At 71.2% G+C, this 23,267-nt stretch carries 19 protein-coding genes; 9 read left to right on the top strand and 10 right to left on the bottom strand.

The window, feature by feature from the left end; genetic code table 11:
- Positions 1-131 precede the first annotated feature (131 nt).
- Entirely contained in the window at positions 132-1,355 is a 1,224-nt protein-coding gene (gene ftsY / locus QMK28_RS17560; protein ID WP_326438939.1) for a signal recognition particle-docking protein FtsY, read from the top strand.
- 181 nt (positions 1,356-1,536) lie between these two features.
- Here the strand turns inward: ftsY and QMK28_RS17555 are convergent, their stop codons facing one another.
- Positions 1,537-2,208: a bifunctional DNA primase/polymerase gene (locus tag QMK28_RS17555; protein WP_326438937.1), complete on the bottom strand. Its 672-nt coding sequence runs from the start codon at positions 2,206-2,208 to the stop codon at positions 1,537-1,539.
- A 441-nt stretch (positions 2,209-2,649) separates the two neighbouring features.
- Between QMK28_RS17555 and nsdA the strand changes: the two genes are divergently transcribed.
- The 5 genes from nsdA (at position 2,650) to ffh (ending at position 10,834) form a co-directional block, all read left to right on the top strand.
- Positions 2,650-4,209, top strand: a complete 1,560-nt coding sequence (gene nsdA / locus QMK28_RS17550) for a transcriptional repressor NsdA (RefSeq protein WP_443050753.1) — start codon at positions 2,650-2,652, stop codon at positions 4,207-4,209.
- Positions 4,210-4,623: 414 nt separating this feature from the next.
- A complete protein-coding gene (locus QMK28_RS17545; protein ID WP_326438933.1) occupies positions 4,624-5,916 on the top strand; it encodes an ammonium transporter in 1,293 nt (430 codons plus the stop codon).
- Positions 5,913-6,251, top strand: coding sequence for a P-II family nitrogen regulator (locus QMK28_RS17540; protein ID WP_326438931.1), 339 nt, complete (start codon positions 5,913-5,915; stop codon positions 6,249-6,251). Before QMK28_RS17545 ends, QMK28_RS17540 begins: the two co-directional genes overlap by 4 nt.
- A gap of 96 nt (positions 6,252-6,347) precedes the next feature.
- Positions 6,348-9,017, top strand: coding sequence for a [protein-PII] uridylyltransferase (locus QMK28_RS17535; RefSeq protein ID WP_326438930.1), 2,670 nt, complete (start codon positions 6,348-6,350; stop codon positions 9,015-9,017).
- Between the two features lie 230 nt (positions 9,018-9,247).
- Positions 9,248-10,834: a signal recognition particle protein gene (gene ffh / locus QMK28_RS17530; protein WP_326438928.1), complete on the top strand. Its 1,587-nt coding sequence runs from the start codon at positions 9,248-9,250 to the stop codon at positions 10,832-10,834.
- Between the two features lie 136 nt (positions 10,835-10,970).
- Here ffh and QMK28_RS17525 read toward each other — a convergent pair whose 3' ends face one another.
- From QMK28_RS17525 to QMK28_RS17485, 9 genes are all read right to left on the bottom strand, one after another.
- On the bottom strand, positions 10,971-12,293 hold the full coding sequence (locus QMK28_RS17525) for a phosphopentomutase (RefSeq protein WP_326438926.1): 1,323 nt from the start codon (positions 12,291-12,293) through the stop codon (positions 10,971-10,973).
- 10 nt (positions 12,294-12,303) lie between these two features.
- Complete coding sequence (locus QMK28_RS17520; protein ID WP_326438924.1) at positions 12,304-13,467, bottom strand: alanine racemase; 1,164 nt, start codon at positions 13,465-13,467, stop codon at positions 12,304-12,306.
- Between the two features lie 2 nt (positions 13,468-13,469).
- Positions 13,470-14,618, bottom strand: a complete 1,149-nt coding sequence (locus tag QMK28_RS17515) for an aminotransferase class V-fold PLP-dependent enzyme (protein WP_326438922.1) — start codon at positions 14,616-14,618, stop codon at positions 13,470-13,472.
- A gap of 1 nt (position 14,619) precedes the next feature.
- Positions 14,620-15,576 (bottom strand): phosphotriesterase family protein, encoded by a 957-nt coding sequence (locus QMK28_RS17510; protein ID WP_326438920.1) that lies wholly within the window; start codon positions 15,574-15,576, stop codon positions 14,620-14,622.
- Between the two features lie 30 nt (positions 15,577-15,606).
- Positions 15,607-16,962 carry a YhfT family protein gene (locus tag QMK28_RS17505; RefSeq protein WP_326438918.1) on the bottom strand — a complete coding sequence of 452 codons (1,356 nt, stop codon included), beginning with the start codon at positions 16,960-16,962 and terminating at the stop codon, positions 15,607-15,609.
- Positions 16,963-17,005: 43 nt separating this feature from the next.
- On the bottom strand, positions 17,006-17,365 hold the full coding sequence (locus QMK28_RS17500; RefSeq protein ID WP_326438916.1) for a DUF2620 domain-containing protein: 360 nt from the start codon (positions 17,363-17,365) through the stop codon (positions 17,006-17,008).
- A 43-nt stretch (positions 17,366-17,408) separates the two neighbouring features.
- Positions 17,409-17,786 (bottom strand): PRD domain-containing protein, encoded by a 378-nt coding sequence (locus QMK28_RS17495; protein WP_326438914.1) that lies wholly within the window; start codon positions 17,784-17,786, stop codon positions 17,409-17,411.
- A 142-nt stretch (positions 17,787-17,928) separates the two neighbouring features.
- Positions 17,929-18,867, bottom strand: a complete 939-nt coding sequence (gene yhfZ / locus QMK28_RS17490) for a GntR family transcriptional regulator YhfZ (RefSeq protein ID WP_326438912.1) — start codon at positions 18,865-18,867, stop codon at positions 17,929-17,931.
- 281 nt (positions 18,868-19,148) lie between these two features.
- The gene (locus tag QMK28_RS17485; RefSeq protein ID WP_326438911.1) at positions 19,149-20,126 is read right to left on the bottom strand and encodes an SAM-dependent methyltransferase; all 978 of its coding nucleotides are present in this window, start codon (positions 20,124-20,126) and stop codon (positions 19,149-19,151) included.
- Between the two features lie 257 nt (positions 20,127-20,383).
- Between QMK28_RS17485 and proS the strand changes: the two genes are divergently transcribed.
- From proS to rpsP, 3 genes are all read left to right on the top strand, one after another.
- On the top strand, positions 20,384-21,796 hold the full coding sequence (proS, locus tag QMK28_RS17480) for a proline--tRNA ligase (RefSeq protein WP_326438910.1): 1,413 nt from the start codon (positions 20,384-20,386) through the stop codon (positions 21,794-21,796).
- A gap of 231 nt (positions 21,797-22,027) precedes the next feature.
- Positions 22,028-22,618, top strand: a complete 591-nt coding sequence (locus tag QMK28_RS17475) for a hypothetical protein (RefSeq protein WP_326438908.1) — start codon at positions 22,028-22,030, stop codon at positions 22,616-22,618.
- 204 nt (positions 22,619-22,822) lie between these two features.
- Positions 22,823-23,266 (top strand): 30S ribosomal protein S16, encoded by a 444-nt coding sequence (gene rpsP / locus QMK28_RS17470; protein WP_326438907.1) that lies wholly within the window; start codon positions 22,823-22,825, stop codon positions 23,264-23,266.
- Position 23,267: the final 1 nt, after the last annotated feature.

Below are 23,267 nucleotides of genomic sequence, written 5' to 3'. Positions count from 1 at the left end.
GGACTCTACGCGCGTTGCGTGGCCCCGGACCATTGTAGTTTGCTCCGAGATCGCCCCATCGATGGCTTTGGTTCTCCGAACATGAACGGCGGCATGGCCATCGGGGGCCGGTGGCTGATACTGGGGAGGTTATGGAAATCGTCATCCTTGCTGTAGTCATCGCTGTGGTCGCGCTCGGCGCGATCAGCGGGCTCGTGGTCAGCAGCCGTCGCAAGAAGCGGCTGCCCCCGTCCCCGCCGAGCGCCCCATCCGTCACCGCTCCTCCTGCGGAACCGCAGGTCGGCGAGGACGCCGAGACTCCGCGCGCCGAACCGCGCCGCACCATCGAAGAAGTCGGCCTGCCGGAGCCGGGCGCTCCGACGGCCGAAGCCGCAACCCCGGTCGCCGAGCCCCCGGCTCCCGTGCTGGAGGTGCCCGAACCCACCGCCGGCCGCCTCGTACGGCTGCGCGGGAGGCTCTCCCGCTCGCAGAACTCGCTGGGCAAGGGGCTGCTGACGCTGCTCTCCCGCGAGCACCTCGACGAGGACACCTGGGAGGAGATCGAGGACACCCTCATCACCGCCGACGTCGGCGTCACGCCCACCCAGGAGCTGGTCGACCGGCTCCGCGAGCGGGTCAGGGTGCTCGGCACCCGCACCCCGGACGAGCTGCGCGCGCTGCTGCGCGAGGAGCTGCTGCGCCTGATCGGCACCGAGGCGGACCGGGTGATCCGCACCGAGGGCTCGGTGACGGCCGGCGGCGCCGAGCTGCCGGGCGTCGTCATGGTGGTGGGCGTCAACGGCACCGGCAAGACGACCACCACCGGCAAGCTCGCGCGGGTGCTCGTCGCCGACGGCAAGTCCGTCGTCCTCGGCGCCGCAGACACCTTCCGCGCCGCCGCCGCCGAACAGCTGCAGACCTGGGGCGGACGGGTCGGAGCCCGTACGGTCCGCGGGCCCGAGGGCGGCGACCCCGCCTCGGTCGCCTACGACGCCGTCAGGGAGGGCATCGCGGAGGGCGCGGACGTCGTCCTGATCGACACCGCCGGCCGGCTGCACACCAAGACCGGGCTGATGGACGAGCTCGGCAAGGTCAAGCGGGTCGTGGAGAAGCACGGCCCGGTCGGCGAGGTGCTGCTGGTGCTGGACGCCACCACCGGGCAGAACGGCCTGGTGCAGGCGCGGGTGTTCGCGGAGGTCGTGGACATCACCGGCATCGTGCTGACCAAGTTGGACGGCACGGCGAAGGGCGGCATCGTCGTCGCGGTGCAGCGCGAGCTGGGCGTGCCGGTGAAGCTGGTGGGCCTGGGCGAGGGCGCCGACGACCTGGCCCCGTTCGAGCCCGAGGCCTTCGTCGACGCGCTGATCGGGGACTGACCCGGCCGGCCGGCCGTCTCCCCGGATTCCTGGACGTCGGGTACCTGGACGTCGGCTTCCTGGACGGGACCGGCCGCGAGCCGCTTCCCCGAGAGTCATCCGGACGCGCGCGAAGCGCCCCGCCGCACGATGCAGATGCTGGCGGGGCGCTTCGCCGTTCGCGGCCTGGTGGGCAGGTTGTCTAGGCCGCGGTGGAGCGGTTGCACACATACGCGAGGGTGCCCAGCAGCAGCCGGGCCTGCGGCGGGCGGCCCGCGGTGTCGAGCGTGGGCGGGCGCAGCCAGCGCATCGGGCCGAGGCCGCCGAAGTCGGACGGCGGGGCGGTGATGTGGTCGCCAGGACCCAGGCAGCGCAGATCGAGATCGGCGTCGTCCCAGCCCATCCGGTAGAGCAGCTGCGGCAGTTCGGCCGCGGCCCCCGGGGCGACGAAGAAGAGCGTCCGCCCGTGCGGGGTGACGGCCACCGGGCCCAGCGGCAGGCCCATCCGCTCCAGCCGGGCCAGCGCGCCCCGGCCGGCCGGGGCGGCGACCTCCAGCGCGTCGAACGAGCGGCCCACCGGCAGCAGCACCGCGGCGTCCGGCACCTGGCTCCAGGCCGCGCTGGCCTCGTCGAGGGTGGCTCCGGCGGGCACCTCGGTCGCGAAGGCCAGCGGGTGGGCGCCGGGGGAGGGGCAGTCGGCGGCGCCGCAGGAGCACTCGGGGCGGCCGTGGCCCGTACGCGCCGCGCGGGCGCCCGGGACCACGGCCCAGCCCCACAGGCCGGTGTACTCCGCCACCGTGGTGCAAACGGATGAGCGGCTGCGTCGCCGTGAACCGGCCCGGATGTCGCGGATGCCACCGATCATGAAGCCCATGCCCCCTCCAACGGGTCGTGCGCGCCGACAGTTACGGCTCGGAGTCACGGCATCACCCTGTGTCGCCAATGGTGCGATGCCGACGGCGCGAATCGGTGTGACGGGTGGTGCGAGTTGGCGTGTGCGCCCCGGCGCGCTCCGGTCGATCCGTCCCCTGGTCGTGCTGTGTCAAGTGAATCGCGATGAGCCGTCGGGGAGTTCATTCGAAGGGGTGGCGAATGGTGGCGTTTCTTGAATCGGCCTCGCCAGGTGGGTGATCGTAGGATTACTTTCAGTGCATGAACCCCGGTGGTATGGCCCTCTTTTGGGTATGCCAGAGGCAAGGCTCTCCGTTTTCCGGCCCGCGCGGCGGGCGGTATCGGCACACCACCGGACAGGTGGCCGCGACAAGCGGCATTCTGTTGGGTGGTTCGGGCTCGTGGTTCGACTTCCGAGACGACGATGCCGACGGGCGAACAGGCGGAGCGATGCGGCGCAAGCAGGGATGGGGGCGTTCCAGTGGGCGACAGTGGCGGTAGTGGTTCCAGCGCTGACAAGCGTCCCAACGAGCAGTTGGGCTCCTGGTTCCTGCGCAGCGGCTGGTCCAAGGGCGAACTCGCGCGCCAGGTGAACCGGCGGGCCCGCCAGATGGGAGCCCACCACATCAGCACGGACACCTCGCGGGTCCGCCGCTGGCTCGACGGCGAACAGCCGCGCGAGCCCATTCCGCGAATCCTCTCCGAGCTGTTCTCCGAGCGCTTCGGCTGCGTCGTCGGCATCGAGGACCTCGGCCTGCGCTCGACCCATCAGTCGCCCTCGATCTCCGGCGTGGACCTGCCCTGGGCCGGACCGCAGACCGTGTCGCTGATCAACGAGTTCTCCCGCAGCGACCTGATGCTGGCGCGGCGCGGCTTCCTCGGCGCCTCGCTCGCGCTGGCCGCGGGCCCCTCGCTCATCGAGCCGATGCAGCGCTGGCTGGTGCCCTCGCCGCCCGGCCAGCCCGACACCCCGACGCTGCCCTCCCAGGACCGCTCCCGCCGCGCGTCCCGGCTGTCCAACCCCGAACTGGAGCTGCTGGAGTCCACCACCGCGATGTTCCGCCAGTGGGACGCCCAGTGCGGCGGCGGACTGCGCCGCAAGGCGGTTGTCGGCCAACTCCACGAGGTCACGGACCTCTTGCAGGAGGCGCAGCCCGAGATGGTCTCCAAACGGCTGTTCAAGGTCGCCGCCGAGCTGGCCGAGCTGGCCGGCTGGATGAGTTACGACGTCGGACTGCAGCCCACCGCGCAGAAGTACTTCGTGCTGGCGCTGCACGCGTCCAAGGAGGCCGGGGACCGCCCGCTCGGCTCGTACATCCTGTCCGACATGAGCCGTCAGATGATCCACCTCGGGCGCCCCGAGGACGCGCTGGAGCTCATCCATCTCGCGCAGTACGGCAGCCGCGAGGTCTCGACCGCACGCACCCAGGCGATGCTGTACGCGGTGGAGGCGCGCGCCTACGCGACCATGGGCCAGCCCAACAAGTGCCACCGGGCGGCCCGGATGGCCGAGGACGCGTTCAACGACGCCGAGGCGGGCGACGGCGACCCGGACTGGATCAAGTTCTTCTCGGAGGCGGAGCTCAACGGCGAGAACGCGCACTCCTACCGTGACCTCGCCTATGTGGCCGGCCGCAGCCCGACCTACACCTCGCTGGCCGTCCCCGTCATGGAGCGCGCCGTCGAGCTGTTCGGCAAGGAAGCCGAGCAGGAGGGCGGGCACCACCGTTCGTACGCACTGAACCTCATCGGCATGGCCACCGTCCATCTGCTGCAACGCGAACCGGAGCAGTCGGCGGAGCTGGCCGGGGAAGCGATCAAGTTCGCCAAGCGGGTGCGTTCGGAGCGGGTGAACACCCGGCTGCGCAAAACCGTACACACCGCCGCGCGGGACTTCGGCGAGGTGGCCGAAGTGATCCAGCTCACCGAAGACCTGGCCCGCGAGCTGCCCGACGCCATGGAGGCCGTCCCCCAGGCGGTCTGAAACGGCGCGGCCCTTCGACTCCGGCCGCGGCGACCACCCCGTACAGCCCGACTCGGCTCCCCCACGCCAGGTCAAACAGGGTGGTTGTCGCGGTCGGTCTTTGTGACGCCCGGTCGTTGTCGTGCCCCGGACGGCCGCCCGGTCGGCGCGTCCCGGTGGTCGCTGTCCGGGTCTGTCCTAGGCTCCCGTTCCGTAGGGTTCCGCCGCGGTTCCGGTAGGGAGCGAGAGTAGCGGGGAGGCCGCAGAGCGGTGCGGCAGTTCACTTCCGCGTAACACGCAGGCTTCCTTCGTCACTGCGGCGAAACACCGTGCGGCGTCGGCGGAAATTTGGTTGCGCGAACCTCATGGCGAAAACAGGCCCACCTATTGCCGCATCCGCACGGGCCGTACCGACCCACGAGGGGACTGAAGGCTTTGAATGGCGCAGATACCGCGTTCGTCTTGATCAGTGCCGCGCTCGTCATGCTGATGACACCCGCCCTGGCCTTCTTCTACGGCGGCATGGTGCGGGTCAAGAGCGCTCTCAACATGCTCATGATGTCCTTCATCTCGCTCGGCATCGTCTCCGTGCTGTGGGTGCTCTACGGCTACTCGCTCGCCTTCGGCGACGACATCGGCGGCGGACTGCTGGGCAACTTGGACCACATCGGCCTCAAGGGCATCACCGCCGAGACACTGACCGGCGGCAAGGAGGGCATCCCGGTCTTCGCCTTCGTGCTCTTCCAGCTGATGTTCGCGGTGCTGACCCCCGCGCTCATGAGCGGTGCGCTGGCCGACCGGGTGAAGTTCAGCGCCTGGGCGCTGTTCAGCGCGCTCTGGGTCACCGTCGTCTACTTCCCGGTGGCGCACTGGGTCTGGTCGCCGGACGGCTGGCTGTTCAAGCTGGAAGTGATCGACTTCGCCGGCGGTACGGCGGTGCACATCAACGCCGGTATCGGCGCCCTCGCCGCGGTGCTGGTCGTCGGCAAGCGCATCGGGTTCAAGAAGGACCCGATGCGCCCGCACAGCCTGCCGCTGGTCATGCTCGGCGCCGGACTGCTCTGGTTCGGCTGGTTCGGCTTCAACGCCGGCTCCGCGCTCGCCGCCAACGGCACCGCCGCCAACATGGCACTGAACACACAGGTCGCCACCGGTGCCGCGATGCTCGGCTGGCTGGTCTACGAGCGCATCCGGCACGGGGCGTTCACCACCCTGGGCGCGGCCTCCGGCGCGGTGGCCGGTCTGGTCGCCATCACCCCGTCCGGCGCCCACGTCAACGCGATGGGCGCGATCCTGATCGGCCTCATCGCCGGCGCGGTCTGCTCCTGGGCGGTCAGCCTCAAGTACAAGCTGGGCTACGACGATTCACTCGATGTGGTCGGCGTGCACCTGGTCGGCGGCATCGTCGGAACCCTGCTCGTCGGTGTGCTCGCCATCAACGGTGTGGGCGGCCTGGAGCAACTGGGCAGGCAGGCGATCGGCGCGTTCTCGGTCCTCGCCTACTCCTTCGTGGTCTCCTGGCTCCTCGCCAAGGGCGTCGACCTCGCGATGGGCTTCCGGGCCGACGAAGAGGACGAACAGAGCGGCCTCGACCAGGCGTTCCACGCGGAGACCGCCTACGACTCCAGCGCGATGGGCGGCCACCCGAGCGGGCGTAGTACGGTGCCTGCCGCCAGCCAGGACGAGACCGGTGCGGCCGCGCCGAAGAACAAGAAGGTGGACGCATGAAGCTCATCACCGCAGTCGTGAAGCCCCACCGGCTCGACGAGATCAAGGAAGCCCTGCAGGCCTTCGGCGTCCAGGGCCTGACGGTGACCGAGTCGAGCGGCTACGGCCGGCAGCGCGGCCACACCGAGGTCTACCGGGGCGCGGAGTACACCGTCGACCTGGTGCCGAAGGTGCGCATCGAGGTGCTGGTCGAGGACGCGGACGCCGAGGGGCTGATCGAGGTGGTCGTCAAGGCCGCCAGGACCGGCAAGATCGGTGACGGCAAGGTGTGGAGCGTTCCGGTCGAGACGGCGGTCCGGGTACGGACCGGCGAACGCGGCCCGGACGCGCTCTAGGCCCGGACAGGCCTAGGACTCCAGACAGGCGTCGGCCGGACGGATTCCGGCCGGCGCGGTGCCGGCCGGACTGGAACGAACGGACTGGGAGCCCGCGTGACGGAGAACGCCGAAGCGACATCCAAGGCGAGCACCGAAGGTGACGCCGACCCGGGATCCGGCGGCTACGCGGCGGCCCGGCTGCGACTCCTCCAGGAGGGTTCGCCGGCCGGGCCGCCGCGCCGCACCGGGCTCGCGGAACTCACCGACGACTGGCTGGCCGGCCTGCTGCACGGCGGCGTCGAGGCGGCCGGGATGACGGCCGCTGGCGCGCCCGGCGGGAGCACGAAGGGCGGCGGGGGCGCGCGATCAGGAGCGAGCGCCGGGGCCGGCGGGGTCGCGCTGGTCGCCGTCGGCGGCTACGGACGCGGCGAACTCTCGCCCCGCAGCGACCTCGACGTCCTGCTGCTGCACGACGGCACAGCGGACCCCAAGGCCATCGCGGCGCTCGCCGACCACATCTGGTACCCGGTCTGGGACCTCGGCCTGGCCCTCGACCACTCGGTGCGCACCCCGGCCGAGGCGCGCAAGACGGCCGCCGAGGACCTCAAGGTGCAACTCGGGCTGCTCGACGCCCGGCACCTCGCGGGCGACCCCTCCCTCACCGCGGGGCTGCGCACCACGATGTTCGCGGACTGGCGCAACCAGGCGCCCAAACGCCTCCCGGAACTCCACGAGTTGTGCCAGGAACGGGCCCGGCGCCAGGGCGAACTGCAATTCCTGCTCGAACCCGACCTCAAGGAGGCGCGGGGCGGGCTGCGCGATGTGACGGCGCTGCGCGCGGTGGCCGCCTCCTGGCTGGCCGACGCGCCGCGCGAGGGACTGGAGCGGGCCCGTACTCGGCTGCTGGACGCCCGGGACGCGCTGCACCTGGTCACCGGCCGGGCCACCGACCGGCTCGCCCTCCAGGAACAGGACCAGGTCGCCGAGAGCCTCGGCCTGCTGGACGCGGACGTGCTGCTGCGCCAGGTGTACGAGGCCGCCCGCACCATTTCGTACGCCGGTGACCTGACCTGGCGCGAGGTCGGCCGGGTGCTGCGCGCCCGCTCGGCGCGCCCCCGGCTGCGCGGATTGCTCGGCGGACGCGGGGGGCGCGCGGGAACGTCGCGCACTCCGGGGGAGTCCGGGGAGCGCACCCCGCTCGCGGACGGCGTCGTCGAGCTGGAGGGCGAGGTGGTGCTGGCCCTCACCGCGCGCCCCGAGCACGACCCCGTGCTCCCCCTGCGGGTCGCCGCCGCAGCGGCCCAGGCGGGGCTGCCGGTCGCGCTGCCCGCCGTACGGCGCATGGCGGCTGCCGTACGCCCCCTGTCCGTGCCGTGGCCGTCCGAGGCGCGTGAGCAGTTCGTCACCCTGCTCGGCGCGGGCGAGTCCACCGTGCAGGTGTGGGAAGCCCTCGAAGCCGAGGGGCTGATCACCCAGCTGCTGCCCGACTGGGAGCGGGTCCGCTGCCGTCCGCAGCGCAATCCGGTGCACCGCTGGACCGTCGACCGCCACCTGGTGGAGACCGCCGTCAGAGCCAGCGCGCTGACCCGCCGGGTCGGCCGCCCCGACCTGCTGCTGGTCGCCGCCCTGCTGCACGACATCGGCAAGGGCTGGCCCGGAGACCACTCGGTGGCCGGTGAGGTCATCGCCCGCGACGTGGCGACCCGGATCGGCTTCGACCGCGCTGACGTCGACGTGCTGGCTGTCCTCGTACGCAACCATCTGCTGCTGATCGAGACCGCGACGCGGCGCGATCTCGACGACCCGTCCACCGTGCAGTCGGTCGCCGAGGTCGTCGGCAGCGCCGGCACGCTGGAGCTGCTCCACGCGCTGACCGAGGCGGACGCGCTCGCGACCGGGCCGGCCGCCTGGAGCAGCTGGCGCGGCTCGCTCGTCGGCGACCTGGTCAAACGGGTCGCCGCGGTGCTCGCGGGCCGGCCCGCCGCGGAACTGGCCGCGCCGGACGAGCCCACGGCCGAGCAGGAGCGGCTGGCCGTCGAGGCCTGGCGCATCGGCGGGCCCGTACTGGCGCTGCACACCCAGACCGAGCCGGCGCGGCCGGACGGCGAAGGAAGCGGGTCGCCGGGGGAGCGCGAGGCGGCGGAGCGCGCCGGGGGGCGTGCGGGAGCGCGAGCGGAGGCGGCCGAGGCGGGGCCCGAGCCGGTCGGGGTCGAGCTGCTGATCGCCCTTCCCGACCGGCCCGGAGTACTGGCCGCGGCGGCCGGGGTGCTCGCGCTGCACCGGCTCACGGTGCGCGCTGCCGACCTGCGCGCCGTGGAACTGCCCTCGGGAGTGGAGCCGGGCAGGCGCGATGTGCTGCTGCTGAGCTGGCGGGTGGCCGCCGAATACGGTTCGCTGCCGCAGGCGACCCGGCTGCGCGAAGACCTCGTACGCGCCCTGGACGGCACCCTCGACATCCCGGCGCGGCTCGCGGAGCGCGAGGCCGCGTACGTGAAGTACCCGCGCCGCCGCGGGGTGGCCGGCCCACCGCCCCGGGTCACGGTGGCCCCCGGCAGCTCGCGGCTCGCGACCGTGATCGAGGTGCGGGCCCAGGACGCTCCGGGACTGCTGCACCGGATCGGCAGGGCGCTGGAGCAGACCGGGGTGACGGTGCGCAGTGCGCACATCAGCACGCTCGGCTCCAACGCGGTGGACGCCTTCTACGTCACCGGGCCGCAGGGCGCGCCGCTCTCGGACCGCGCCGCGATCGAGGTGGTCGGGTCCGTGGAGAGCGCGCTGCGCTGACGGGGCCGTGCGCGCCGAGCCACGCGTCCGGGGGCTGCGCCGACGCGTCCGGAAGGGCCGGAACAGCTCGTCCGGGCACCGTCGCGGAGCGCCCGGCGGGGCCCGTCGTCGTCACTTTCCTGGACGTAGGAGAGATGCCCGCCCGGCGGGCGGATACCCTGGACGACGACTGCAATCAGACCCGGCACTCATGGAAACCGGCACCTACGACACGAGGACCCGCGACCGCTGTGTTCGATACTCTTTCCGATCGCCTCGCAGCGACGTTCAAGAACCTCCGGAGCAAGGGCCGCCTGTCCGAGGCGGACATCGACGCCACCGCGCGCGAGATCCGTATCGCCCTGCTCGAGGCCGACGTCGCGCTGCCCGTGGTACGGGCTTTCATCAAGCAGATCAAGGAGCGGGCGCTCGGCGCCGAGGTCTCCCAGGCGTTGAACCCTGCGCAGCAGGTCATCAAGGTCGTCAACGAGGAACTCGTCGGCATCCTGGGCGGTGAGACCCGTCGGCTGCGCTTCGCCAAGAACCCGCCGACCGTGATCATGCTCGCGGGTCTGCAGGGCGCCGGCAAGACCACGCTCGCCGGCAAGCTCGGCCACTGGCTGAAGGGGCAGGGCCACGCGCCGCTGCTCGTCGCCTGTGACCTCCAGCGCCCGAACGCGGTCACCCAGCTGTCGGTGGTCGCCGAGCGCGCGGGCGTCGCCATCTTCGCGCCGGAGCCCGGCAGCGGCGTCGGCGACCCGGTGAAGGTCGCCAAGGACTCGATCGAGTACGCCCGGGTCAAGCAGCACGACGTTGTGATCGTCGACACCGCCGGCCGCCTCGGCATCGACGCCGAACTGATGCAGCAGGCATCCGACATCCGCGACGCGGTCAACCCCGACGAGATCCTCTTCGTCGTCGACGCCATGATCGGCCAGGACGCGGTCAACACCGCCCAGGCGTTCCTGGAGGGTGTCGGCTTCGACGGCGTCGTGCTGTCGAAGCTGGACGGCGACGCGCGCGGCGGCGCCGCGCTGTCGGTCTCGCAGGTCACCGGACGTCAGGTGATGTTCGCGTCCAACGGCGAGAACCTGGACGACTTCGACGCGTTCCACCCGGACCGCATGGCGTCCCGCATTCTCGGCATGGGCGACATGCTCAGCCTGATCGAGAAGGCCGAGCAGACCTTCAGCCAGGACGAAGCCGAGAAGATGGCGGCGAAGCTGGCGAAGGGCCCCAAGGAGTTCACGCTCGACGACTTCCTGTCCCAGATGGAGCAGGTCCGGAAGATGGGCTCCATCTCCAAGCTGCTCGGGATGATGCCGGGCATGGGGCAGATCAAGGACCAGATCGCCAACCTCGACGAGCGCGATGTGGACCGCACCGCCGCGATCATCAAGTCGATGACGCCCGGCGAGCGGCACGACCCGCACCTCATCAACGGCTCGCGCCGGGTCCGTATCGCCAAGGGCTCCGGTGTCGACGTGAGCGCGGTGAAGAACCTCGTCGAGCGTTTCTTCGACGCGCGCAAGATGATGTCGAAGATGGCCCAGGGCGGCGGGATGCCGGGCATGCCCGGGATGCCCGGCATGGGTGGCGGCGGCGCGAAGAAGAAGAAGCAGCAGAAGCAGGTCAAGGGCAAGCAGCGCAGCGGCAACCCGCTCAAGCGCAAGGCCGAGGAGCAGGCCGCCGCGGAGCGCAAGGCGGCGGGCCCGGCGGCTGCTCCGGCTGTCGAGCAGGGGGGCGCGTTCGGGATTCCGGGCGCCGGCCAGGACGCGAGCTCGTTCGAACTGCCGAAGGAGTTCCGGGACATGCTGCCGCCCGGGGACAAGAAGTAACGGGCGAGCGGCGGCGGTAGCCGACGAACATCGCTGTCGGCGAGCGGCGGCGGCCGGGGAGCTTTTCTTCCCTGGCCGCCGCCGCTCGCTGTTGCTTGAGCTGAGCCCCGCCGGCTGACGGGGCGGCGGCTGGTGCTCAGGCCGCGCGGGGAGCGGTCGGCAGGGCCGCGCCGTTCGCGAGTTCCGCCGGGTCCAGCCCCAGCGCGAGGGCGGCCGTCGCGCCCACGTCGGCGAGGCTGTGCGCGTCCGGCAGGAACTCCAGGCCGCGTGCCTCCGGCCGGTGAATGAGCACTGGGACGAATTCGCGGGTGTGGTGAGCGTGCCCGATGGTGGGGTCGTTGCCGTGATCGGCGGTGACGATCAGCCGGTCGCCGGGGGAGTTCAGCAGCGCGATCAGCTCGCCCAGCCCCGCGTCCACCTCTTCGAGGACGGCCCCGTAGCGAGCGGTGTCCTGCTGGTGGCCCGCGAGGTCGGTCTCCTGCACATTCGCGACGATCAGCGCGCGGGGACCGGGGCCGGCACCTCCGCGGCGGGAGTCTGCTGCGGTACGAGGACCGGCGCCGGCGTCTCCCGGGGTGCCCGCGCCGGATTGCCGCGCGGTGGCGCGTACGGCGTCGATCGTGTGGGCGAGGACGTCGGCGGTCGGGACGGCGGGGCGGCGCACCGCCGCGTCGCAGGCGAGGATGTCCGCGGCCTTGCCGATCAGCGTGACCGGGATGCCGGCGCGGGCGGCCAGATCGGGTAGCTGGCGGGTGTGGTCCAGCGGAGCGCCCAAGTGCCGTACCTCCAGGCCGCCGTTGCGGTAGAAACCGCTCGCGGGGGTGTCGAGGCCGACTGTGCCGCCGTCCCCTTCGCGCACGAAGGAGGGCAGCGGGCCGTCCGCATGGCCTCCCACCGCGATCACGCGGGCCACGGGCGCCACCGAGCGGACCGTCCGGGCGACGGAGAGAATCCGCGCGAAGGGCAGGTCCTCCAGCCGCGCGGAGGCGTTCCAGTTGATGCCGGGGTCGGCCTCCAGGTTGTCGTGGACCAGGACGCGGCCGTCGACCACCAACAGCGGTCGGCCGTCCAGTGGTTCCACCGTGTGGCCCGCCGCTCGCAGTGCGGTGCTGACCTCGTCCAGATGCTCGCCGAGCCGGGCGACGACGACCTTGCTGAAGTCGGCGCCCATCATCGTCTGGTGGCCCGCGAAGGTGTCCGCGCCCGGATAGCCGAGCGCCGCCCGACCGACGGCCGCTGGCAGGGACGTACGGTCCGCGAGGTCGGGGTGCGGATGGACCAGGCCGAGGCCGAGCGCGCCCAGGCAGGGCAGCCGCAGCGGCCGGCCGTTCGCCGCGCGGCAGTGGTCGAGGAGGTGGCCGCAGGTGTCGGCCCGCAGGTCACCGGGGCGCAGCGCGCCCCCGTCCGGCATCGCGCCGATGCCGAAGCCGTCGATGACGACGATGACGGTTCTGCTCATGTCCAGCTCCTCACTGCGCCCGGCCGAGCGCGTCGTACAGGCCGAGCAGCCGCGGCCGGCCGGACGAGAGCCCGGCCAGGACAGCGACATTGCTGCGGGTCACGAAGATCTGCGTACGGAAGGCGAGCACGGCCGTGTCGCCGACCCGCGCCCGAGCGGCTTCGGCCGGGGCGTCGAGCAGTCGGTAGTAGTCGATGTTCTCGGCCGGCGCGTGCTGTACGGGCAGCCGGACGCCGGACCGGGGCAGCAGCGCGTCCTTGATGCTCGCGCGGGCGTAGAAGCCGCCGCCGTAGAGGGCCGGCCGTCCGTCGGAGAGGGTGTGGGCGACCTCGCTCACATAGACGTAGCCGGGTTTCTCGGGCTGTCGCGGGTCCACCGCGTGCAGCGGCGTGGTGCCGGTGAGCGCGTGGCCGGGCTCGCCGTGGGTGGCGCCCAGCTCGGCCAGCAGCGGAAGGGTGGCCATCGAGGTGGCGCTCGGGGCGCTCAGCTTGAGGCCCGAATGTCCGCGCTCGCGCAGCACCTCGACCGCGGCCAGCGCCAGATCGAAATTCGGGGTGGGCCCCGGCTTGCCGCTCACCGGGTCGCACAGCACGCAAGGGAAGGCGGTGGCGCCCGCGATCCGTACCCCCGGCAGCCGCTCCACCTCGGCGGCGAACGTGTCCAGCCGATCGAGCCGGACGCCGCCCTCCTGGCCGGGGTAGACCGACCCGGCCGCGCCTTCGAGGCGTACGAGCAGGTCCTGCACGAAGCCGAGGCGCTCGGCGGCGGCCGACACCGCGCGGGCGTTGGCGGCGTCGTACACGGTGACCGTCTCCGGCCGCCAGCCGAGCAGCTCCGCCAGGTCGCGGTCCGGGATCTGCACCAGATGACCGAGGTTGCCGGCCCGCGCGCCGGAGGCGTGCAGCACGCGGGCCTCGGGCGCGTCGATGGCGGCGAACGCCGGCAGGTGCCGGGCGATGGCCTTGATCAGCTCGGGGTTGCGGCCGATCTGCTTCACGACGAACCACAGGCCCAGCCCCAGCCGCTCGGCCTCGGCCGCCAGCATCGCGGCGTTGCCCTCGACGGCGTCTAGGTCCATCACATAGGTGTCGGGCGGGATCGCGCCCCCGCGGTGCAGTTCGGCGGCGGCGTCGACCAATTCGGGGTTGCGGGTGAGCACGGTGTCGAGGAACACGGTCAGTCCTTGGGGTCGTGCGCGGCGTGCGGATCGTGCAGGTCGTCCAGGTCGAGCAGCGAGCGTCGGAGGATGTCGAGTACGAGATCGGCGCCGGCCCGCATCGGGTTGATCCGCACCGTCCAGTCGGCGAGAGCGGGGGCGTCGTCGAGCGAGGAACTCGACATTCGGTAGAAGAGCGGAGCCACCTCGTAGCGCGAGTTGGAGCCCACCGGGTAGGGCGCCGCGCCGTGCCGGGCCGCCGCCGCGGGCAGTTCGCGGGCCACCGGCCGGTCCAGGCGGACGAGCAGACAGCGGTCCTGGGCGTTGGCGACCCTGACCTCGGCCACCCCCGGCACCTCGCCCGCGGCCAGCCGCTCCGCGATCTCGGCTCCCACCCGCGACTGGACGGCCCACATCACCGGGACGTGGCTGAGCGCGCGGAGCGCGTCGAGCGCCTGGTGGCCCTGGACCTGGCCGCCGCCGGAGTAGTTGTCGGCGCGGACCCGCTCGACCAGATCCTTCGAACCCGCCACCACCCCGACGCCCTCGGGCCCGTGCAGCTTGAACAGGGAGAAGCAGGAGGCGTCCGCGCCGAGTTCGACGCCGCAGGCGGGGACCCGCATGACCGCGTAGTTGTCGTCCACGATCGTCCGTACTCCCGCGGCCCGGCAGGCGGCCAGCACCTGGCCGGGCTCGTAGGAGTCGGCCAGCCGCTGCCTGGTGTGCTGGACGTACGCCCAGGAGAAGCCGCCGGACGCGAGCGCGGAGCTGAGCGCCGACCGATCGTTGAAGTCGACCTCGACCGTGCGCACGCCGAGCCCCCGCAGGGTGACCTCCGTGCTGCGGTAGACGGGGGCGCGGTGGATGAGCAGCGGGTCGCCCGCGCTCACCACGGCGCTCAGCGCGGCCCGGATGGCGCCGGTGCCCGCGCCCTGTACCAGCGCCGCGGCCTCGGCGGAGAGGAAGTCGGCGAGCACCGCCTCCACCCTCGCGGTGGCGCGCGGCCGGCCGAGGCCGGGCACGACACCCGCGTCGGCCTCGAACAGTTGCTGTCCCTCGAAGTGCGCCGCGACGCACTCGACCAGCCGGAACTGGCGGGCTACGGCCTCCTCCAACGGCACGGCGGGCAACGGGAAGGTCTGCGGCAGACGGATCCGCGGGTCGGTCATCTCAGATCTCCTCCGGGGTGGCGCCGGCCAGGAAGCGCAGCGGATTGCGCCGGGTCATCAGATCGATCAGGTCCTCGTCGACTCCGGCCGCCCGCGCCTTCGGCAGGAACGACCGGAAGAGGTGTCCGTAGCCCTGGCCGCCCTCCGCGAGGAGGTAGCCGTGCCGGGAGATGTCGCAGCTGAGCAGTATCCGGTCGGCGTGCCCCGCCTCCAGCAGCGCGAGCAGCAGCCGCAGCCGGGTGTCGTCGCTCTGGTAGCTCTCCTTGCCGACCGTGTCGAAGGCGACGTACGCGCCCGCGGCGGCCAGTTCGCGGTGCACGGCGGAGTCGTCGAGAAGGTCCTGGTGCCCGATGCTCACGCGGTGCGCGGGCAGTCCTGCGCCGGTGAGCAGTTCGAGCTGAGCCGGGCCGCCCGCGCCGAGTTGGGCGTGGGTGGCCACGGACAGCCCCGAGGCCAGTGCGGCGTGCGCCGAGGCGAGCAGGGTGCGGGTCTCCGGCTCGCTGGGCCGCTCGCCGTGGCTGCCGACCTCGCCGATGACGCCGGGCCGGATCGCGGTGCCGTCGAGGCCGTCCGCGATCTCCCGCAGCAACGTTCGGGTGAGTACGGCGACATCGGCGTCGCCCACTTCGTCCGGGTGGAACGGCTCGTAGTACCAGCCGGTCGCCGCGACCACCGCGACGCCCGACCGCTCGGAGAGCCGAGCCAGCGCGCGCGGGTCGCGGCCCATCCCGCGACAGGTCAGCTCGACGACGAGGGAGAGCCCGAACTCCTCACGGAGCGAGGTCAGTTCGGCGGCCACGGCACTGCCGTGCTCGTCGGCGCGCAGCACGGCCTCGCGGTCGGTGTCCCGGCTGAGGTCGAGAGCCAGGTGTTCATGGGCGAGGGCGGGCCCCCGGACGTCCGCGGCGCGGAGCGGCCCGTTGACGGTCTGAATGTTGACGATCTGGATGTGGTGCATGGTGCTGCCTTCCCGGCGGTCCGTACCGGATCAGCCCTTGACGGGGGTGAACAGGTCCAGCCAGTACAAGATGTTGAGCAGGACGCCTCCGACGATCACCGCGGCGGGCGCCGCCGCCATCCGGACCACGACGCGCCCCATCGCCTCGTTGAGCAGGTACAGCCCGCCCACGATGAGGATGCCGAGACCGCCGCCCATGGCGTTGGCGGCCATCAGTGAACCGAAGAGGATCGCGAGCCGCAGCGACTCGCTGATGGCGTTTCGCAGATGCTCCGACGAGTCCCGCACCGACGGCAGCTTGCCGAGCACCTTGCCGATGTAGGACAGCGCCAGGACTTCGAACGCGAAGACGGCGGCGCCGACGAGAGCGGCGACCCATGGGTTCGGCATCAGGTAGCCGATGGGGTAGACGAGGGTGAAGCCGGCGATGCCGTACGCCCCGGAGGCCAGCGCGGTGGTGGCGATCAGCGGGATGAAGCCGAAGACGCGGTAGAAGTCGACCTGCGCGGCTTCCGCGTACTGCCCCTTGGCGATCAGGAAGCTGGTCGCCTCGCCACCGCCGAATATGTGCATTTGGGAGAGCACGCAGACACCGGCGCCGAGCACCATGAACAGCGGCAGATATCTGCGCAGCCGGGCCGCGCTCGCGCTGAACAACGACACCATCGGGTCCTCGTCCGCCGCCGGGTCCTCGACCGGCCGCGCCGCTCGCACCCGCTCCGCCGTGTCCGACCGGCGCTGCTTGAGGTCCTTGACTATCGCGAAACCGATGAGCATCAGCACACCGACCGCCATGGCCAGCGCACCGGCGAACATATTCGGCCACAACTTCATGGTCAGGATGACGAGCGCGAGCTCGACCACGCCGGCGATACCGCCGCGCAGCCGCCCGAACTGCTTGGTGATGGCGAGCACCGGAAAGAGCGTGAAGAGGAACAGGATCGGCGTCGACATCGCCTGCATCGCGGTGAGGAAGTCCACCGGCAGGTCGTGCGCGAGGTCGTTGGCCCCGTTGAGCCCGAAGACGACCACCGCGCCCCAGGCGCCGCCGAGAATCGGCGCGAGCCATCTCTTGGGAGCCAGGATGCCGAGGATATCGGTGGGCAGGAAGACGAGCCACGGATTGAGCACGCCGGAGGCCAGCGCCATCGGCGCGCCGAGACCGAAGATGAAACCGGCGGACAGTCCGAAGGACACCGCGGTGGTGGCGGTGCGAGTCGTACGCCCCTGGATGAAGTCGAGCATGAAGGGACGCACACCGTCATTGAAGACGGCGAGGGCCATGTGCGAGATGAAGGCGGTCAGCGCGCACAGGGCTATGACGGTCAACTGCTGCGCCAGTGTGAAGTCCAGACGTGCGCCCGCCGCGGCGAGATCGGTGCTCACGGGGCTGCTCCTTTGTGCCCTGGTATTCGAAAGGGGGGCCGGATCAGGCGGCGTGCGCGGCGATGGCGCGGGCCATCAGCGGCGCGATGACGTCGATCTGGTCCATGCTGAAACCGAAGACCTTCTTGCCTTCGGCGAGCAGCGCGGTCACCGCGCCCTCGGTGGGTACGGAGCGGCCGAAGGTGTGGCAGGCGGCCTGGCCCATCAGGCCGACGAGGACACCGAGCGAGGCGCCGGCGCCGGTGTGGCAGGTGCCGAGGTAGTAGTCGGCCTGTCCGGCGCGCAGTTTCATCGCCGCGTCCATGTCGCTGGAGAGCGTGACCTCGACCCCGTCCAGGGCCAACTTCTTGATGGTGTCGGTCACTTCGACCTTGCCGACGCCGCCAGTGAGGATCTTCGTCATGAGGTGGGCCTTTCCATACATGAAGGGGGAAGTGCGGAAGGTGTCAGAAGGCGGTGGGCCGCTGGGCGAGCACGGCCAGATGCATCGCCAGAAAGTTGATCTCTGACTCGGGAAGCGCCGCGCCGAGGTCCCGTTCGGCCCGCGCCGCCACGGTGCGGGCGCGCGCGAGCGCCTCGGGGTGTCCGGCGAGCTCCGCGGCGACCTGGTCGTCGGTGACGAACTCCTCGATCGGCTGGCCGTCCAGCAGCCGGGTGAGCGCCATCATCAGATGGCTGGTGAGCATCCCGGCGGTGTCCTCGGTGACCGCGCGCCCTTCGTCGGACAGCGAGCGCAACTCGGCGGCGACGAAGTCGGCGACAGGGGGCCGCACCTGCCCGCTCTCGCGGAACAGCTGGATCCGTAGGGCCAATTTCTCTTCCACGGCGCATCCTTTCTCGAAGCCAACAGTAACCAGGATTTTGGATATTGACGAGGGCCTTAAGGCCCGGGTTGCCGGCGGATTCCGGAACGTCGTTTCGGGGACTGCGAATCAGGGGCTGGGGCGGTGCCGGTGAGGTCGGCGGTCAGTACGAGGGCAGGCGTTCACCGCGCAGGACTTCGGTCTGCAAGGCCGTGATCACGGACAGGTCGAGCGTTTCGCGCACCGCGCTCAGCGCCTTGGTCCCCTCGGACCGTCCGATGATCGCGGCGCTGGAGTTGCGCAGGGACAGGCCCCGGGTGACCTCGTCGCCGAGCGGCAGCGCGTCGACCTCCGCGCCCAGCCGGTCCTGTATCTCGTCGAGGTTCCAGACGGTGGCGTCCACATCGCCGCGCGCGAACAGGTCGCGCAGCTGCATGTACGAGGCCTCGACCCACTCGACGTCCGCCCGCCCGGCGAACGCCCGCTCGGCCAGCATCCGCTGGTCCTCCGAGGTGTGGTCGACGGCGACCCGCAGGCCTGGGGTGTCCAGTGAGGCGCCGTGGCGCAGCAGTAGCCCGTGGGCTCCGACGTAGGTGGCCGGGCCGAGGTCCGCGACCAGCTCCACGGGGCGCTCCTCCAGCAGTCGGTCGGCGGCGAAGCGGGACAGTACGACGAGGTCGACCTTGCCCTCGACCAGCGCGTCCGTACGGGCGGCGGCGCCGCGCATGAAAGTGATCGCGAAGGGGGCGCCGGCCTGCTCGAAGGCCGCGCGGAGCCCGGTCGCCAGGCCCTCGTGCCGCCGGGAGTAGGGCAGCGGCATGGCGGCGAGCAGGGTGCCGAGGCCGGAAAGCTGCCAAAGTATGGCGCGTTCCGCGCGGGTCAGAAACGTACCGAGGTGTCCACGGGCCACGGTGTCGATGGCGCCGGACTCCTCCAGCATCTGGAAGGCGGCCTGCACCGTGCCGTTGCCGACTCCGAGCTCTTCGGCGAAGTCGCGCAGGCGGGGGAGGCGGGCGTCGACCTCGTGGTTGAGCAGCAGGACCGCGAGCTGCCGGGCAGCCAGTCCGTTGCGGGTCAGGAACCGCTCGTCGATACCGTTCACACACCAGACAATAACCAGGATTCTGGATATTGACAAGAGGCATCCGGAACACCGGAACAAGAGGTCCCGAAGATCCGGGGGCCCGGCGACGCCGGCGCGCCTCGGCACGCGTCACCGCGCCCCCGCCTGCTTCAGGTGCGAAACCCGGTACGAGGCCACCCGATACCCCGATACAAGGCCTCCCGATCCTACGAGTGACCGGACTCAACCCACCACCAACGTAAGGAGGTCAAGCGCCGGATCAGCCGGATCAGCCGGATCAGCCGGATCAGAGTGCCGGATCAGGCGCGAGCGATCAGATACCGGAAGATGTTCGCCATCCACACGGTCCCGTCCTCCCGCAGGTGCGGGTGCAGGGCCTCTTCCAGTTCCTTCTCCACCTGTTCCTGGTCGGTCGCCTCCACGGCGATGTCGAACAGCCCCGTCGACAGCAGACCGCGCACCGCGCTGCCCATGTCCGCGTATCCGAACGGGCAGGCCACCCGGCCCGAACCGTCCGGCCGCAACCCGGCGCGCAGGGCCAGGTCCTCAAGGTGATCCCGGCGACTGGGCTGCCAGCCCCCGGGCGGCGCGGGCTCGTCCCCGGCCGAGTCTTCGGACGGATCGGAGGCATCGGAAGCGTGGGAAGAGGTGGCAATGGTGGAAGCGGTGGCCGAGTGGCGCAGCGGTTCCGGCAGCCGCGCGACCCCGCGCAGCACCGACGCCGTCGAGCAGCGCTCGGGCGGACCCCAGTCGGCCAGCACGATCGGACTGCCGCGCTTCACGAGGCGGACCGCGAGCGCCAGTGAGTCCGGCAGCTCGTCGGGTCCGCTCGCCGGGCAGCCGAGCGGGTCGAATACCGTCACCAGGTCGAAGGCCGTTCCGAGGCCGTCCGGCCCGTCCCCGGGGTCGTCGGGGCCATCGGCGAGCAACCGGGCGGCGTCCTTGGACGCGCCCCGCGCTCCCTTCGCGCCCTCCGCCGAGGGCGGCGGAGATACGAGTCGCTCGCGCGCGAGGTCGAGGCGGTGCTCGTCGTGTTCCACCCCGGCGACCGACGCGCCCCGGTTGGCTGCCATGAGCAGTGCGAGGCCGGAGCCGCAGCCCAGCCCGAGCAGCCGGGTCGTGGGACCTACCTCCAGCCGTTCGTACACCGCTTCGTAGAGCGGCACCAGCATCCGTTCCTGGATCTCGGACCAGTCACGGGCGCGCGTGCACGCGTCGGCGGGAGCAGGAGGGGATGCCAGGCGCGATGGGTGCTGCCTTACGAGCGTACGTGTCATTGAAGCGCCCCAATCAGCCAAAAGCCTGTTGCTGATCACCGGTGTTGTGCGCCGGTGTTGTGTACCGGTCGAACGCCCCCGTGTTCGCTTCGTACTCCGCCCCCGTATGCCAGGGAACTCCCCATCCGTCCCCGAGTCCAGGGGTTGCGCGGGGATGCTTGTGTGCCCCCTTCGTGCGCCCCTGTTTTCGGACTCGCGCGCTGATCAGGAGCGGGGCGATTCACAGTTGCACGCGCCCCCGCCGTACCATCTGCGCCATGGCAAAGGCTCCCGTTCTCACTCCCCAGGCGGACGACTTCCCCCGCTGGTACCAGGACTTGATCAACAAAGCCGAGCTGGCCGACAACGGTCCGGTGCGCGGCACGATGGTCATCCGTCCGTACGGGTACGGGCTCTGGGAGCGGATGCAGCAGGAGATGGACGCCCGGATCAAGGACGCCGGCGCCCAGAACGCGTACTTCCCGCTGCTGATCCCGCAGTCGTACCTGACGAGGGAAGCCGAGCACGTGGAGGGCTTCGCCCCTGAGCTCGCGGTCGTCACGCACGGCGGCGGCAAGGAGCTCGACGAGCCGGTCGTGATCCGTCCCACGTCCGAGTCGATCGTCAACGAGTACTTCTCCAAGTGGGTGCAGAGCTACCGCGACCTGCCGCTGCTGATCAACCAGTGGGCGAACGTGGTGCGCTGGGAGATGCGTCCGCGCGTTTTCCTGCGCACCAGCGAGTTCCTCTGGCAGGAGGGGCACACGGCGCACGCCACCCGTGAGGACGCGCGGGCGTACGCGGCCCGCATCCACCAGGACGTGTACGCCGACTTCCTGGTGAACGTCCTGGGCATCGACGTACTGCTGGGCCGTAAGACCCCTAAAGAGCGCTTCGCGGGCGCCATCAACACCCTCACCCTGGAGGGCATGATGCGCGACGGCAAGGCGCTGCAACTGGGGACGAGCCACGAACTCGGTCAGAACTTCGCCAAGGCGTTCAACACCAGCTACCTCTCCAAGGAGGGCAAGCAGGAGTTGGTCTGGCAGACCTCCTGGGGTGTCTCCACCCGGATGGTCGGCGGCCTGATCATGTCGCACGGCGACGACAGCGGACTGCGGGTCCCGCCGCGGCTGGCCGCCGTCCAGGTCGTCGTGCTGGCCATCAAGGGCGACGAGGCGGTCGCCAAGGTCCGTGAGATCGGCGCCGCACTCAAGGCCGCCGGCATCCGGGTGCAGGTCGACGACCGGATCGACACCCCCTTCGGCCGCCGGGCGGTCGACTGGGAACTCAAGGGCGTCCCGGTCCGCGTCGAGGTCGGACCGCGCGACCTGGAGAACGGCACCGCGATGCTGGCCCGCCGGATTCCCGGCGGCAAGGAGCCGGTGCGCGTCGACGAACTGGCCGCGCTGCTGCCCGGAATCCTCGAAGAGGACCAGGCGCAGTTGCTGACGGAGTCCCGTGAGCGCCGTGAGTCCCGCACTTCGGACGTACGGACCGTCGCGGAGGCCGCGGAGGCGGCGGCCGGCGGCGGCTGGGCGCGGGTTCCGTGGGCGGATCTGGGCCCGGAGGGCGAGGCCGAGCTGGCCAAGCAGGCCGTGACGGTGCGCTGCCTGATCGCCGAGGACGGTTCCGTCCCCAGCTCGGACGACGCTCCGGGTACCGTCGCGGTCGTCGCCCGCGCCTACTGAGGCCGCGCTCAGGGCGGCGGCAGACGTCCGTCCGGCGGCGGGATGAGGTTTTCCGGCCGTGGGGGCGTACGCGGGGGTACGGACCGGCTTGGTACGGCGTGCCTGGCTCCTCCACAGATCTGCGCACCCGCCCCTCGTCGGGATGCATCAGTACGAACTGACTGGTACGTGCAAATTATTTGGGATGGCCCGTTATCGGAACACCTGGCCACTCCGGCTCGTTATCACGACGTGAGCACGACACCACCTGTTCTCGCCGCAGAACTGGCACAGGCGTGGGCCGACATTCAACGGCACCACCCCGAGCTGCCGGATCTTGCCGCGCCCGAATCGCTTATCGGAGAGTCCTCGTCCGCCTGTGGCGCCGAGCTCTCCTTCGAACGGCTGTTGCACGAGGCCGTCCATGGAATCGCCGCTTCCCGCGGCGTCCGTGACACCTCGCGCGCCGGCCGCTACCACAACCGCAGATTCCTGGCGATCGCCGAGGAGTTGGGGCTGGACCATGCCGAGGAGCCGCATCCCAGCAGTGGCTTCTCGCTCGTCACGCTCAATCCCGAGGCCAGAAAGCGCTATCGGCCGACCATCGAGCGACTGCAGCGCGCACTCAAGGCGCACACCGCGGCGACGACGGCCGATACGGCCCGCAGCTTCCGGGGGCCTGCCGCACGGCACGGCTCGTCCGGCGGCGGGGTCCGAGTGAAGGCGGTGTGCGATTGCGGACGTAATGTCCGGGTCGTCCCGTCCGTTCTCGCGCAGGCGCCCATCGTGTGCGGTGGTTGTGGCAAGCCGTTCCGGATCCCCGAGGTGGTCGCCATCGCCTGAAGCGCCACCTGGCCCCAGCGCCCGATCCATCCCCTGACGTGCGGCACCCCCGGTGCGGTGTGGCAGAATGGATCGCTGAGCACTCGACAGCCGTCACGGGCCCCTCTCTCCCTCGGCTGGCGCGTCCATCGAGCACTCGGCTCCACAACCCCACGTGGAATTCGCAGTGCTCAATCACGTCATAGACCAGGAGACACCACTCCCGTGGCAGTCAAGATCAAGCTGAAGCGTCTGGGCAAGATCCGTTCGCCTCACTACCGCATCGTCATCGCCGACTCCCGTACCCGCCGCGACGGCCGGGCCATCGAGGAGATCGGCCTGTACCACCCGGTACAGAACCCTTCGCGCATCGAGGTCGACACTGAGCGTGCTCAGTACTGGCTGAGTGTCGGCGCACAGCCGACCGAGCCGGTCCTGGCCATCCTCAAGGTCACCGGTGACTGGCAGAAGTACAAGGGTCTGCCGGCCCCGCCCCCCGTGCGCGTTGCCGAGCCCAAGACCGACAAGCGGGTCCTCTTCGAGGCCGCGGCCAAGGACTCCGGCAACGAGCCGAAGGGTGAGGCAATCACCCCCAAGGCGAAGAAGAGCGAGAAGAAGGTGGACGAGGCAGCCCCGGCAGCTGAGTCCGCCGAGCCGACCGAGGCCTGAG

This window comes from Streptomyces sp. H27-D2, assembly GCF_035828615.1.
In the GTDB taxonomy this organism is placed as follows: Bacteria; Actinomycetota; Actinomycetes; order Streptomycetales; family Streptomycetaceae; genus Streptomyces.
The sequence above is the reverse complement of the archived record's forward strand: the minus strand, read 5'-3'. Positions and strand labels throughout refer to the sequence as shown.

What these genes read in the sequence shown, in the direction of transcription:
- ftsY (WP_326438939.1), top strand. Translation starts at nt 132, where the DNA reads ATGGAAATCGTCATCCTTGCTGTAGTCATCGCTGTGGTCGCGCTCGGC.
- QMK28_RS17555 (WP_326438937.1), bottom strand. Translation starts at nt 2,208, where the DNA reads ATGGGCTTCATGATCGGTGGCATCCGCGACATCCGGGCCGGTTCACGG.
- nsdA (WP_443050753.1), top strand. Translation starts at nt 2,650, where the DNA reads ATGCCGACGGGCGAACAGGCGGAGCGATGCGGCGCAAGCAGGGATGGG.
- QMK28_RS17540 (WP_326438931.1), top strand. Translation starts at nt 5,913, where the DNA reads ATGAAGCTCATCACCGCAGTCGTGAAGCCCCACCGGCTCGACGAGATC.
- QMK28_RS17525 (WP_326438926.1), bottom strand. Translation starts at nt 12,293, where the DNA reads ATGAGCAGAACCGTCATCGTCGTCATCGACGGCTTCGGCATCGGCGCG.
- QMK28_RS17515 (WP_326438922.1), bottom strand. Translation starts at nt 14,618, where the DNA reads ATGACCGACCCGCGGATCCGTCTGCCGCAGACCTTCCCGTTGCCCGCC.
- QMK28_RS17510 (WP_326438920.1), bottom strand. Translation starts at nt 15,576, where the DNA reads ATGCACCACATCCAGATCGTCAACATTCAGACCGTCAACGGGCCGCTC.
- QMK28_RS17500 (WP_326438916.1), bottom strand. Translation starts at nt 17,365, where the DNA reads ATGACGAAGATCCTCACTGGCGGCGTCGGCAAGGTCGAAGTGACCGAC.
- QMK28_RS17485 (WP_326438911.1), bottom strand. Translation starts at nt 20,126, where the DNA reads ATGACACGTACGCTCGTAAGGCAGCACCCATCGCGCCTGGCATCCCCT.
- proS (WP_326438910.1), top strand. Translation starts at nt 20,384, where the DNA reads ATGGCAAAGGCTCCCGTTCTCACTCCCCAGGCGGACGACTTCCCCCGC.